Genomic DNA, 12438 nt, shown 5'->3' with positions numbered 1-12438 from the left:
GTTCTGGCCGGGCGCGGTCCCGGCCCAGGAGGCGAGATGGTCGGGGGTGGGGAAGCGGCTCATGTCCGCCCCGGTCTCGGCGACGATGATGTCTGCGGTCACCGTGCTGATCCCGGGGATGGTGCAGATCAGGTCGTGGAAGGGGCGAAAGGGCTCCATGAGGTCCTGGATCCGTTCGGTGAGCTGCTCCAGGGCGGCGCTGTGGCGGTCGATGAGGTCCAGATGGACACGGGCCAGGAACGCGTGGTGCTCGGTGAAGCGGCCGGTGAGGGCATCGGTCAGGGCAGGGATCTTGGCCCGGAGCCGCCCGCGCGCCAGGCCCGCGAGGGCCGCTGGGTCGCGTTCGCCGGCGATCAGCGCCTCGAGCATGGCCCTGCTCGAGACGCCCAGAGTCTCAGAGGCAACCGAGGAGAGCTTGATCCCAGCGTCCTCGAGCAGCTTCTCCAGTCGTTGGACCTCGCGGGTCCGCTCGCGGGTGATGGCCGTCCGGGTGCGGGTCAGGTCGCGCAGTTGGCGGATCGGCGCGGGCGGGACGAATGAGCCGGTCACGAGCCCATGGGCGCCCAGCTGCGCGAGCCAGGTCGCGTCCGCGACATCGGTCTTGCGCCCCGGCAGACTCCGGGCATGTCGCGCATTCACCAGCATCAGCCCGAGGCCAGCGTCCTCGAGCAGGTAGTAGAACGGCTTCCAGTAGTCTCCTGTTGCCTCCATCACCACGCAGGTCACTCCCTCGGCAACCAGATGATCCCGGAGGGCGAGGATCTGCCCACTCATCGACGACCAGGTCGTGACGGTCTCGACCGCCTTGGACCGTCCCGATCCGGCGATCCGCACGCACACCTTCGCATCGCGCTTGGAGATGTCGATCCCAGCGCACCGCGGGTGAATGAGTTCCATCGTCCCACTCCTTCCCATACGACAGGTCCGCCGTGGGGAGGGCAGGGGAAACTCAGAATTCTGACACTCGGGCTCGAAGCACCAATCCACAGTCCCGTGTGGAACCCTCCGCTCCCATGCTGTACTGCGGGCACGAAGCACCACAGATGAAACCGGGCTCTGACCACGACCGACCCCCTCAGGATCCGACCGGCCCCGCGATCAGGCAACAGGCGACCACACGCCGATCTTCGCAAACCCATGGTGCGCCCCGAAGGCGGCGCCGGAATGCTGTACCCGAAACGGCCGGAGGGCGGCCTGATCTGTACCCGAAACAGCCAGACGGGGCCCTGATCTGTACCCGAAACGGCCGGAGGACGGCCTGATCTGTACCCGAAAGGGTCGGGTCAGAGGTGGCGGGCGAGGCTCGCGAGCGCCTCGCCCACGTCCTCGCGCCACCGCCAGTGGGCACGTCCGTCGCCGCGCGTGGGCCCCTGGTTGACGATCCCCACGGGCTTGCCCTCCCGCACGGCGTCAAGCACGAATCGGTAGCCGCTCATGACCGCGAGCGACGACCCGAGCACGAGGAGGCTGCTCGCCGAGGCGAGCATCGCCGTCGCCCGCTCCTTGCGCGCCGCCGGCACGCCCTCGCCGAAATAGACGACATCCGGCTTGAGCTCAACGGACCCGCACATGAGGCAGCCCACCATGCGGAAGCGCTCGACCCACGCGCGGTCGAGCTCGACGTCCCCGTCCGGGTTGACCGCGGCAGGGTCCATCGCGGCCGCCTCGAGGTAGCCCGGGTTGGCCTGCGCGAGGCGTTCGTCGAGGTTGGAGCGGCCCTCGACCGCACCGCACGCGAGGCAGATGACACGGTCGAGGTCGCCGTGCAGGGCCACGAGGCTCCGGGTGCCCGCGGCCGCATGCAGCCCGTCCACGTTCTGGGTCACGACCCCTGCGAGGCGGCCGGCCGCCTCGAGCCCGGCGAGTTCGCGGTGCGCCAGATTCGGCTGGGCACGGTCGATGTGCCGCCAGCCGACGAAGCTGCGGGCCCAGTAGCGGTGGCGCGCAGCCGGATCGTGCCGGAACTCCTGGTACGTCATGGGCCGATGCTTGCGCCAGGACCCCTCGGGGCCGCGGTAGTCCGGGATGCCGGACGCCGTCGAGACGCCTGCTCCGGTCAGGACGAGGACCTCCCCGGCACGCAGCATCCCCAGGATGCCTTCACGGGCGACGGCGGGCGGCTGCGGTCCGACGGTCTCGGTCACCTCGCGCGCGATGGAGCGCAGGGCCGCAGCGTGGGCCCCCGCGACGGCGGGATGCTCGAAGAGGTCCAGAGGATCAGCCGATCTTCCGGGTGTCCTCGTCCTCGTCCTCGTCAAACTGATCCGCGTACTTGTCCTCGTACTCCGAGTAGTCCGGCTCGGAGTCGTCAGCGAACCGATGGGAAGACTGGTTCTCCTGCGAGCGCAGTTCGCGCTGGAGAGCCGCGTAGTCAGTGCTCGGGCTGTAGTACTTGATGTCCCGAGCCTGCTTGGTTGCCTTAGCCTTTTGACGGCCGCGCCCCATGGCGTGACCCCCTCTTCTGCCCATCCCGGAGGTTGTCGCGAAGGCACGCTCGCGAGGCCCCGGAGTCATTGATCAATTTGTCGTAGGTCTAGACTACATGTAATTGCGGCCGACTGCGTATTCGTGCGGCGCGGGCCACAGGCCGTCCGAGACCGAGAAAGCGAGTGGCGAGCGCATGAGCGTGCCTGACCCGTACCGACGTCCCCGACGCGGCTCGAACCCGTCGCCGTCAGCGCGTCGCAGCGCCGGAGCTGTCCTCCCTCCCAAGCCCCGGCGTGCCCCCAGGAGCGCCCGCCGCGCCCCTTCTGCGCGGCGCTCGGCCGCGGGTGCCGGCGGCGCCTGGCGAGGATCCGGAAGGGAGAACTCGCGCGGCAGCCTGCGGGGCTCACGCCGGCTCATCGCGGGCCTCTCGGTAGCCGCCGTGGTCCTGGTCGGCCTCATCATCTGGTCCGCGGTGGGCCCCCTCGCCCAGAAGCCCGGCACTGAGGTCAACGCCACGGAATACGCGGAGGGCGACTGCTTCGTGGACTTCGACGCCGCGGCCGAGAGCAATCGCACGGTCCCGTGCACCGAGTCGCACTCGGCGCAGCTCGTGGGCTCGTTCACCGCCGAGGCGGACGAGCCCTATCCCGGCCGCGACTCCCTCGAGGAACGGGCCGGACGCCTGTGCCAGGCGGAGACCCTCGCCCTGCCGGAGGCGACGGACTCCCTCAAGCAGCGCACCGCGTATCCGAGCGAGGAGGGCTGGGCGAGCGGGGACCGTCGGCTCGACTGCTTCATCGAGAGCACCGCAGGAAACACGCTCACGGGCTCGTTCCTCAAGTGAGCTGTGCGGGCGGCCCGCCGCCGCCCGCCCGCACTGCCGGGCAGTCCCGGGCTCAGCCCTCCGCCGGCGCGGCGGTCTTGCGGCTCACCCGCAGTCCGCTCGTGGCTCCGGTCAGGTCCTTGAGGTCCACGTCCACGTCGGCGACATCCACCAGGACCGTGTCGCCGTCGGACACCTCGCCCGCGAGGATCTCCTTGGCGAGCCGGTCACCGATCTCCCGCTGGACGAGCCGCCGCAGCGGGCGGGCACCGTACGCCGCGTCGTACCCGGACATGGCCAGCCAGGCGCGGGCAGCATCGGTGACCTCGAGGGTCAGGCGACGCTCGTGGAGCCGGGCCTGGAGCGCAGCCACCTGGAGCTCGACGATGTGCGCCAGCTCGTCCACGCTGAGCGGGTCGAACATGATGACCTCGTCGAGCCGGTTGAGGAACTCGGGCTTGAACGAGGCGTTGACCACGCCCATCACCGCGTCCCGCTTCGCCGCCGCGCTCAGCTCGGGCTCCACGAGGTACTGGCTGCCGAGGTTCGAGGTCAGGACCAGGATGACGTTGCGGAAGTCCACCGTGCGCCCCTGCCCGTCGGTGAGCCGGCCGTCGTCGAGCACCTGCAGCAGGATGTCGAAGACCTCGGGGTGGGCCTTCTCCACCTCGTCGAGAAGGATCACGGAGTACGGCCGGCGGCGCACCGCCTCGGTGAGCTGACCGCCCTCCTCGTACCCGACGTAGCCCGGAGGGGCGCCGACGAGGCGCGCCACGGCATGCTTCTCGGAGTACTCGCTCATGTCGATGCGCACCATGGCGCGCTCGTCGTCGAACAGGAAGTCCGCGAGCGCCTTGGCGAGCTCGGTCTTGCCCACGCCGGTGGGGCCGAGGAAGAGGAACGAGCCGGTCGGCCGGTTCGGGTCGGAGATGCCGGCCCGGGCACGGCGCACGGCGTCGGAAACCGCGGAGACGGCCTTGGACTGGCCGATGAGCCGCTTGCCGAGCTCCTCCTCCATGTGGAGCAGCTTCTGGGTCTCCCCCTGAAGCATGCGGCCGGCCGGGATGCCGGTCCAGGCCGAGATCACCTCGGCGATGTCGTCCGCGGTGACCTCGTCCGCCACCATCGTGTGGCCGGCTCCGGCGCCCTGCTCAGCGGCGCTCGCCTCGGCGAGCTCGCGCTCCACTGTGGGGATCTCGCCGTAGAGGATGCGGGAGGCCTCCGCGAGGTCGCCCTCGCGCTGCGCCTTGTCCGCGAGGGAGCGCAGCCCGTCAAGCCTGGCCCGCAGGTCGCCCACCCGGTTCAGCCCGGCCTTCTCGGCCTCCCAGCGCGCGTTGAGCGCGGCGAGCTGCTCCTTCTTGTCCGCCATGTCCTCCCGCAGCGCGGCGAGCCGCTCCACGCTCGAGGCGTCCGTCTCGCCTTCCAGTGCAAGCTCCTCCATGGTGAGGCGGTCGACGGCGCGGCGGAGCTGGTCGATCTCCTCCGGCGCCGAGTCGATCTCCATCCTCAGGCGGGAGGCCGCTTCGTCGACGAGGTCGATGGCCTTGTCCGGGAGCTGGCGGCCGGAGATGTAGCGGTTGGACAGCGACGCGGCGGCCACGAGGGCAGCATCCGCGATGGAGACCTTGTGGTGCGCTTCGTAGCGTTCCTTGAGCCCGCGGAGGATGGCGATCGTGTCGTCCACGCTCGGCTCGCCCACGTAGACCTGCTGGAAGCGGCGCTCGAGCGCGGCGTCCTTCTCGATGTTCTCGCGGTACTCGTCCAGCGTCGTGGCACCGATGAGCCGGAGCTCGCCGCGGGCGAGGAGCGGCTTGAGCATGTTGCCCGCGTCCATCGAGGAGTCGCCGGTGGCGCCCGCGCCGACCACGGTGTGGATCTCGTCGATGAAGGTGACGATCTGCCCCTCGGCGGCCTTGATCTCCTCGAGGACGGCCTTGAGCCGCTCCTCGAACTCGCCGCGGTACTTGGCCCCGGCCACCATCGAGCCGAGGTCGAGGCTGATGAGGGTCTTCCCGCGCAGGCTCTCCGGCACGTCGCCCGCCACGATGCGCTGGGCGAGGCCCTCGACGACGGCGGTCTTGCCCACGCCGGGCTCGCCGATGAGGACGGGGTTGTTCTTGGTGCGCCGGGAGAGCACCTGGACCACGCGGCGGATCTCGGAGTCGCGCCCGATCACCGGGTCGAGCTTTCCGGAACGGGCCACTGCGGTGAGGTCGGTCCCGAACTTCTCGAGCGCCTGGAAGGTGTTCTCGGGGTCGGGCGAGTCGACCTTGCGGTCCCCGCGGACCCCCGGGAGGGCGGCCGTGAGCGCCTCGTGGGACGCCCCGGCGTCGCGCAGGGCCTTGCCCGCCGCCCCGCCGTCGGCCGCGAGGCCAAGGAGGAGGTGCTCGGTCGAGACGAACGTGTCCCCCATCTGCTCGGACTGCTGCTTGGCCGCCTGGATGGCCTGGAGCGCCTGGCGGCTCAGCTGGGCCTGGGCGACCGTGGAGCCGGAGCTCGAGGGCAGGGCCTTGATCGCGGTGCTCGCCGCGACGCTGACCGAGTCCGGGTCCGCGCCGGTGGCGCGCAGGAGCGCGACCGCGACGCCGTCCCGCTGGTCCATGAGGGCCTTGAGGAGGTGGGGCGGCTCGACTTGGGGGTTGCCGGCGGTCGAGGCATTCATGGCGGCCGCCGAGAGGGCCTCCTGGCTCTTGGTGGTGAATTTGACGTCCACAGCGGGCTCCTTCAATGCACACTCATCAAAGCGCGCCTCCCTCACCGAGGTCAACGCATGTAAGTTGAGTGTATCCGACTCAACTTTCGGATCCAAGCGCGCGTCCGGTAGGTATGGAGACGGCATGCTGCGCATGCCCTCACGCGGCCACCGGCCGCGAGAAGCGCGCCTGGCCAGCAGAGGAGAGACGATGGAGATGGTCCCCGAGGAGATCGACACCCCAGAGATCATGGTGGACCGGGACGTGCTCGAGCGGAACATCTCGCGCATGGCCGCCGCCGTCGGCAGCAAGGGCCTGGCCCTGCGCCCCCACGCCAAGACCCACAAGATGCCCCAGATCGCCGCGCTCCAGCTCGCCGCCGGCGCCGTGGGGCTCACGGTCGCGACGATCGGCGAGGCAGAGGTCTTCGCCCAGCACGGCGCCGAGGACCTCTTCATCGCATACCCGCTCTGGGTGGGCCAGCGGGCGGCCGAGCGCCTCCGGCGGCTGAGCGCCGTGGCGAGGATCGCCGTCGGCACCGACTCCGCCGAGGCTGCAACGGCGCTCGGGTCCGCCCTCGGAGAGGCGGCGGGCCGGATCGAGGTCCTCGTGGAGGTGGACAGCGGCCACCACCGCAGCGGGACGGCGCCCGCCGAGACCGCCGCGGTTGCGCGGGCGGCGGCAGCGGCGGGCCTGCGCGTGGCCGGCGTCTTCACCTTCCCCGGCCACAGCTACGGCCCGGACATGCCGGCCCGGGCGGCTGAGGACGAGCGGGCCGCGCTCGGCGAGGCGGCGCGCCTCGTGCGGGAGGCCGGATTCGAGGTGCAGCGCGTGAGCGGAGGCTCGACGCCGAGCGCGGCCTTCGCGGAGTCCGGCGCCGTGACGGAGGTGCGCCCCGGGGTGTACGTGTTCGGCGACGCGCAGCAGCTCGAGCTCGGCCGGACCCGCCCCGAGGACATCGCCCTCTCGGTCGCCGCGACCGTCGTGAGCCGCCACGAGGGGGCGGGCGGCATCCCCCGCCGGATCGTGCTCGACGCCGGCAGCAAGGTGCTCGGCGGGGACCGTCCGGCCTGGGCCTCGGGATTCGGGCGTGTCCTCGCAGCCCCGGACGCCCGCATCACGGCGCTCTCGGAGCACCACGCGACCGTGGCATGGCCCGACGCCGAGGACCTCCCCGCGCTCGGGACGCGCCTGAGGGTCGTTCCCAACCATGTGTGCGTGGCCGTGAACCTCGTGGACTCGGTCGCCGTGGTGAGCGAGGGCCGGCTCGTGGACCGCTGGGACGTGGCCGCGCGCGGCCGGAACAGCTGATGGGATCTGCCGGGGGGCACGCCGGCGGGTGCATGCTGGGCACATGGCGGTCTTCATCGACACACCCCTGTGGCCGGCCCATGGGACGGTGTTCGCACACCTCGTCTCGGACACGTCCCTCGCCGAGCTGCACGCGTTCGCCGCGGCCGCGGGCGTCCCGGAACGCGCCTTCGACGAGGACCACTACGACGTCCCGGAGCGCCGGCATGCGGAGCTCGTGGCCCGCGGCGCCCGTCCGGTGGACGCCGGCACCCTTGTGCGCGTGCTCCTCGCCTCGGGCCTGCGCGTGCCTGCGCGGGAGCGCTCGAAGTCGCTCGTCGTGCCGCTGCGGGACCGTTGGGACACGGTCCTGCCCGGGCGGCCCGAGCTGGGAGCCGAGCTGGTCGAGCGGTGGGGCGAGCCGCACCGCAGGTACCACACGCGCGCCCACCTCATGGCGGTCCTCACCGCGCTCGAGCAGATCGCGGGGCAGGCGCCGCGCGCCGTCGTGCTCGCCGCATGGTTCCACGATGCCGTCTACCGCGTCCCCACCGCCGGCGGGCGTGGGGGCCCGCCTGGGCAGGACGAGGAGGACTCGGCGCAGTTGGCCGAGGCGCGGCTCTCCGAGGCGGGGCTGGGCAGCGCCGAGGCGGCCGAAGTGGGGCGGCTCGTGCGGCTCACCGCGGCGCACGCCCCCGGCGCGCACGACGGCGACGGGCAGCTCCTGAGCGATGCCGACCTCTCGGTGCTGGGCAGGGAGGCCCGCGGCTACCACCGCTACACGGCACAGGTGCGCGACGAGTACCGGCACGTGCCGGACGACGCGTACCGGGAGGGCAGGTCCGCCGTCCTCGGGCGCCTGCTCGCGCTGGACCCCCTCTTCCACACGGAGGCCGCGCGCGGGCTCTGGCTCGCTCGGGCCCACGAGAACCTCGCGGCGGAGCTCGCGCGCCTGGGACACTGATCCGCAGGGCGCAGGGCGCAAGCCCTGCCCGTCAGGCAGGTTCCTCGGGCGGGTCCTGCCACGGGGACCCAGGCTCCTGCTCGGCGCGGAACTCCGCGGTGGGCAAGCGCCACTCCGCGTCGCCGCCGGGGGCCATGTCGACGAGGGAGACGGAGTCCAGCCGCAGCGTGTCCCCCTCGTGGACCCGGCGCTCGCCCTGCATGGTCACGTGGGGCCGGAAGCCGTCGCCGGTGTGGTGCGTGCTGTGGATGTACCCGCCGGCCCCGCCCACCGATTCCAGCAGGCTCTCGTGCAGCGCCCGGAGCCCGGGCACAGCCTCCACGAGGCTCACCCGCACCCTCCCCCGGAAGCCGAAGTCGGCGTCGTGCCCCACCTGCGCGCGCACGGGCTCCAGGTGCGCGAAGGCCCCGGACGCCGCCGCGAGGGCAGCGTCCGGGGCCAGATCGAAGCGCAGGAGCGTCACGTGCAGGGGCCAGTGCCGCTTGCCGAACCGCTCCCCGACGGGAGCCGGTTCGACGAACATCACGGCGACGAAGGGGTGCCGCGCGTCCGGACCGTCCCCGTCCATGCGCGTGGCTAGAGCGCCTGGCCCGTCTGGGGGGCCGCATCGCCGGGCTGGACGATCTGCTGGGGACGGGTCTGGTCGTCGTCCGCGCCCGGAGCCGGGACGTCGCCCGGGGCCTGGACAGCGGGGCCCGCGCCGGACTGTGCCGAGGAGGAATCCCCGGCGGACTCCTGGGCGGCGGCCTCGCCGCCCTCCTCCTGGGTCTTGACGGCCGAGAGCTCGAACTCGAGCAGGACGCGGTCCGAGATGAGCACGCCGCCCGAGTCGAGGGCCGCGTTCCAGTTGAGCCCGAAGTCCTTGCGGTCGATCCGGCGCGAGCCCTCGAAGCCAGCCCGGAGGAAGCCGAACGGATCGCGCTCCACGCCGGTGAACTCGATCGGGATGGCGATCTCCTTCGTCACGTCGCGGATCGTGAGGGCGCCGGTGACGATGAAGCTGTTCTCCTCGACCTGGTCGACGCGGGTCGACTCGAAGGTGATGACCGGGTAGTGGGGTGCGTCGAAGAAGTCATTGGTGCGCAGGTGCTCGTCGCGCTGCTCGTTGCGCGTGTCGATGCTGGCCACCTTGATGGTGATCTTGACGGTCGAGTTGGTCGGCTCGTCCGGATCGACCATGATGACGCCGTCGACGTCGTTGAACGCGCCACGGACCTTGGTCACCATCGCGTGGCGGGTCGAGAAACCAAGCCGCGAGTGGGTCGGGTCGATGCGCCATTCACCGGCGAAAGAGCTATTGAGTTCGGGCATGGGGGGGGCCTCCTTGGTCACCTCATCGTATAGCGGTGCCGGGGCGCTTGACCAAGTCGCGGCAGGGGCATCCGGCCGGCGCCGGGCGCAGGCCAGGGGCAATGCGCCCGGTAACCCTACACGGCAGTAATGAGGCACTGCGCGCGTTCTGTGAGAAGGGCCTCAGCGCCCGTATCCGGCCATGAGCCGGTCGGTGCGGACGATCTGCTTCCCCAGCGGCATGAGCGAGACCGGGATGAGCTTGAGGTTGGCGATCGCAAGGGGGATCCCGATGATCGTCGCCGCCATGGCGATGGCCGTGGCAACGTGCCCGATCGCGATCCAGATCCCGGCGACCGCGATCCAGATGACGTTCCCGAGCATCGAGGGGACGCCGGCACCGCCCGGACGGTCCACGATGGTGCGGCCGAACGGCCAGAGCGCGTAGGCACCGACCCGGAACGAGGCGATGCCCCACGGGATGGTGACCACGAGGAGGCAGCAGATGATCCCGGCGAGGAAGTAGCCGAGTGCCAGCACGAAGCCGCCGAAGATGAACCAGATCAGATTCAGAAGGGTCTTCATGCCCCCAGTCTGCACCGCGGGAGCGCAGGCCTGAAGCTACTCCTCGGACGCCCTGCGCATTCCGGTGAACGGCGTGACCCACGTCTCCGGCGCCGCAACCGGGAACTGGCGGCCGGTCACGTCCTCGGGCACCACCCGCACGAAGAAGGCCTTCTCCCCCGCCTGCCAGGGGAAGAGCGGAAGGGCCGAGGCCTCGACGATCCCGGCGGTGTCCAGGACGGGCTCGAGGTGGCCGCGGGCCACGACCGACCAAGCCTCGCCGGACTCGGCTTCGTAGCCGTCCACCTCGAACACGGCCGCCAGGCGCTCCATCGATGCCGCGAGCTTGGACCCCACGCCGGTGCGGAACAGGATGGTGCCGTGGTCGACGAGGTAGTTGACGGGGAACAGCTCGAGCCGGCCGTCCAGCGTGAACGCGATGCGGCCCACGACCATGGAGCGCAGGCGCGTCCACGCATCGGTATGGGAAAGCTCGCGGACGCCCGGGACGCCTGCGCGATGGCTGGACGAGTGGCTCTGATGGGCGGTCATGCCGCCAGTCTAGGCCCGCTTCCGCATCGGGGTTAAGGGCCTGCGCGCCGGCCGCTCCAACAGCCGGCGCGCACCGCCCTCAGCGCTTGTTCGACGCCGGCGCGCTCGCCCGGCGCGGGCCGCGGCGGCCGCCGTTCTGGTCGCCCCCGCCCTGGCCCGCGCCATAGGAACCGCCGGACGTGCCACCCGTGCTCGAGCTCCACACCGTGGCGCTGCCACCCTGCTGGGACGCTTGGCCCCGGGCACGCTGGCCGCCGGACTGCTGGCCTCGGCCCTGCTGCTGGCCCTCGGACCGCTGCCCGCGGGACGGCTCGCTGCGGCGGGACTCGCTGCGGCCCTGCTGGCCCTGCGCGGCCGGGACGTCATTGCGGTGCGCGGCGCCGCCGGCGCCGCGGCGCGGACGCCGCCGGGCAACGTCGTCGTGCGCGCCCGCCGCCGACTGCGCGCCTCCCGGCTGGGTGCCCGCCGACGGGGCGGCCTGGGCGCTGCCTGCCCCGCCGCGGCCGCTGCCACGGCGCGAGCGCTTCCGCTGCGCGTTCGCGCCCGTCGAGGTGCCCCCGCCCTGCTGCGGCATGCGCGCGGCAACGGCAGCCGCGCGCTCGGCCGGGTCGACGAACGCGGCACGCTCGCCCACGAGATCCTGGACCTCGGGAGAAGAGGTGGTCACGGGGGTGAACTCGACCTTGACGCCGGCATCCCGCATGAGCTTGCGCACGTCCTGCTTCTGCTCGGGCAGCGCGATGGTCACGACCGTGCCCTCCGAGCCCGCGCGCGCCGTGCGGCCCGAACGGTGCAGGTAGGCCTTGTGCTCTGCCGGCGGGTCCACGTGGACCACGAGCTCGACCTCGTCCACGTGCACGCCGCGCGCCGCGACGTCCGTCGCGACCAGCACGCGCACCGCGCCCGAGGAGAAGTCCGCGAGGTTGCGGTCCCGCGCGTTCTGGGACAGGTTGCCGTGGAGGTCGACGGCGGGGATGCCCGCCTGGGTGAGCTGCTTCGCGAGGCGCTTGGCGTGGTGCTTGGTGCGCATGAAGAGGACGCGGCGGCCCTGGCCCGATGCGAGGGCCTCGACGAGGTTCTTCTTGCTCGTGGCGTCCTGCGTGAGCAGCACGTGGTGCTCCATGGTGCCGACGGCCGCCTGCGGGGCGTCCACCGAGTGCGTGAGCGGGTTGCTGAGGTAGCGGGTGACGAGCTTGTCCACGCCGTTGTCCAGCGTGGCCGAGAAGAGCAGCCGCTGGCCGCCCTTGGGCGTCTGGTCCAGGAGGCGCTTGACCACCGGGAGGAAGCCGAGGTCCGCCATATGGTCCGCCTCGTCGAGGACGGTCACCTCGATGCCGGCGAGGGAGACGAGCCTCTGCCGGCCCAGGTCCTCGAGCCGGCCCGGGCACGCGATGACGATGTCCACGCCCGCGTTGAGGGCGCGCTCCTGGCGCGCCTGGGAGACGCCGCCGTAGATCACGGTGGTGTTGAGCCCGAGGGCGGCAGCGAGCGGCTCGACCGTCGCGTTGATCTGCGTGGCGAGCTCGCGGGTCGGCGCCAGGACGAGGCCGCGGGGCGCGCCCGCGCGGCGGGCGGCACCGGCACCGGCGAGGCGCGCGACGAGGGGCAGGGCGAAGGCAATGGTCTTGCCCGAGCCCGTTCGGCCGCGGCCGAGCACGTCGCGCCCCGCGAGCGTGTCCGGAAGGGTCTTGGCCTGGATGGGGAAGGGCGTCTCGATGCCCTGCTCCGCGAGGACGCGGGCGAGGGCCTCGGGCACGCCGAGGGACAGGAAGGAGGGCACAGTGGTTTCAGCCATGGGGCTTCGAACTCCAGCGTCGGACCGGCCCGCGTGCCAG

General features: G+C 72.0%; 12 protein-coding genes. 3 read left to right on the top strand and 9 right to left on the bottom strand.

Annotated elements, in window-relative coordinates:
* The 3 genes from ABCQ75_RS13330 to ABCQ75_RS13320 all read right to left on the bottom strand — a co-directional run.
* Positions 1-897, bottom strand: an 897-nt coding sequence (locus ABCQ75_RS13330) for an IS110 family RNA-guided transposase (RefSeq protein ID WP_345885927.1), incomplete at its 3' end; no start/stop codon positions are given.
* A gap of 386 nt (positions 898-1283) precedes the next feature.
* Positions 1284-2213, bottom strand: coding sequence for an NAD-dependent protein deacetylase (locus tag ABCQ75_RS13325; RefSeq protein ID WP_345885935.1), 930 nt, complete (start codon positions 2211-2213; stop codon positions 1284-1286).
* Between the two features lie 4 nt (positions 2214-2217).
* Positions 2218-2445, bottom strand: a complete 228-nt coding sequence (locus ABCQ75_RS13320) for a DUF3073 domain-containing protein (RefSeq protein WP_345885933.1) — start codon at positions 2443-2445, stop codon at positions 2218-2220.
* Between the two features lie 421 nt (positions 2446-2866).
* Here ABCQ75_RS13320 and ABCQ75_RS13315 point away from each other — a divergent pair, with 421 nt between their 5' ends.
* The gene (locus ABCQ75_RS13315) at positions 2867-3271 is read left to right on the top strand and encodes a septum formation family protein (RefSeq protein ID WP_345885926.1); all 405 of its coding nucleotides are present in this window, start codon (positions 2867-2869) and stop codon (positions 3269-3271) included.
* A 52-nt stretch (positions 3272-3323) separates the two neighbouring features.
* Here the strand turns inward: ABCQ75_RS13315 and clpB are convergent, their stop codons facing one another.
* A complete protein-coding gene (gene clpB, locus ABCQ75_RS13310; protein WP_345885924.1) occupies positions 3324-5963 on the bottom strand; it encodes an ATP-dependent chaperone ClpB in 2640 nt (879 codons plus the stop codon).
* Positions 5964-6153: 190 nt separating this feature from the next.
* Between clpB and ABCQ75_RS13305 the strand changes: the two genes are divergently transcribed.
* Entirely contained in the window at positions 6154-7254 is a 1101-nt protein-coding gene (locus tag ABCQ75_RS13305; protein WP_345885923.1) for an alanine racemase, read from the top strand.
* Positions 7255-7297: 43 nt separating this feature from the next.
* On the top strand, positions 7298-8197 hold the full coding sequence (locus ABCQ75_RS13300) for a DUF4031 domain-containing protein (RefSeq protein WP_345885921.1): 900 nt from the start codon (positions 7298-7300) through the stop codon (positions 8195-8197).
* A gap of 31 nt (positions 8198-8228) precedes the next feature.
* Here ABCQ75_RS13300 and ABCQ75_RS13295 read toward each other — a convergent pair whose 3' ends face one another.
* The 5 genes from ABCQ75_RS13295 to ABCQ75_RS13275 form a co-directional block, all read right to left on the bottom strand.
* Complete coding sequence (locus ABCQ75_RS13295; protein ID WP_345885919.1) at positions 8229-8765, bottom strand: 2'-5' RNA ligase family protein; 537 nt, start codon at positions 8763-8765, stop codon at positions 8229-8231.
* Between the two features lie 8 nt (positions 8766-8773).
* Entirely contained in the window at positions 8774-9508 is a 735-nt protein-coding gene (locus tag ABCQ75_RS13290) for a YceI family protein (RefSeq protein ID WP_345885918.1), read from the bottom strand.
* Positions 9509-9670: 162 nt separating this feature from the next.
* Entirely contained in the window at positions 9671-10072 is a 402-nt protein-coding gene (locus tag ABCQ75_RS13285; protein ID WP_345885917.1) for a YccF domain-containing protein, read from the bottom strand.
* 36 nt (positions 10073-10108) lie between these two features.
* Positions 10109-10603, bottom strand: coding sequence for a pyridoxamine 5'-phosphate oxidase family protein (locus ABCQ75_RS13280; protein WP_345885916.1), 495 nt, complete (start codon positions 10601-10603; stop codon positions 10109-10111).
* A gap of 79 nt (positions 10604-10682) precedes the next feature.
* Positions 10683-12398, bottom strand: a complete 1716-nt coding sequence (locus ABCQ75_RS13275) for a DEAD/DEAH box helicase (protein ID WP_345885914.1) — start codon at positions 12396-12398, stop codon at positions 10683-10685.
* Between the last annotated feature and the right edge of the window lie 40 nt (positions 12399-12438).

Origin of the sequence: Sinomonas halotolerans (assembly GCF_039615075.1) — a bacterium.
Taxonomy (GTDB): domain Bacteria; phylum Actinomycetota; class Actinomycetes; order Actinomycetales; family Micrococcaceae; genus Sinomonas; species Sinomonas halotolerans.
This window is presented reverse-complemented; position numbering and strand designations above follow the sequence as displayed.

Coding starts and splice junctions, on each gene's coding strand:
- ABCQ75_RS13320 (WP_345885933.1), bottom strand. CDS start 2,445: ATGGGGCGCGGCCGTCAAAAGGCTAAGGCAACCAAGCAGGCTCGGGAC.
- ABCQ75_RS13305 (WP_345885923.1), top strand. CDS start 6,154: ATGGAGATGGTCCCCGAGGAGATCGACACCCCAGAGATCATGGTGGAC.
- ABCQ75_RS13300 (WP_345885921.1), top strand. CDS start 7,298: ATGGCGGTCTTCATCGACACACCCCTGTGGCCGGCCCATGGGACGGTG.
- ABCQ75_RS13295 (WP_345885919.1), bottom strand. CDS start 8,765: ATGGACGGGGACGGTCCGGACGCGCGGCACCCCTTCGTCGCCGTGATG.
- ABCQ75_RS13290 (WP_345885918.1), bottom strand. CDS start 9,508: ATGCCCGAACTCAATAGCTCTTTCGCCGGTGAATGGCGCATCGACCCG.
- ABCQ75_RS13285 (WP_345885917.1), bottom strand. CDS start 10,072: ATGAAGACCCTTCTGAATCTGATCTGGTTCATCTTCGGCGGCTTCGTG.
- ABCQ75_RS13280 (WP_345885916.1), bottom strand. CDS start 10,603: ATGACCGCCCATCAGAGCCACTCGTCCAGCCATCGCGCAGGCGTCCCG.
- ABCQ75_RS13275 (WP_345885914.1), bottom strand. CDS start 12,398: ATGGCTGAAACCACTGTGCCCTCCTTCCTGTCCCTCGGCGTGCCCGAG.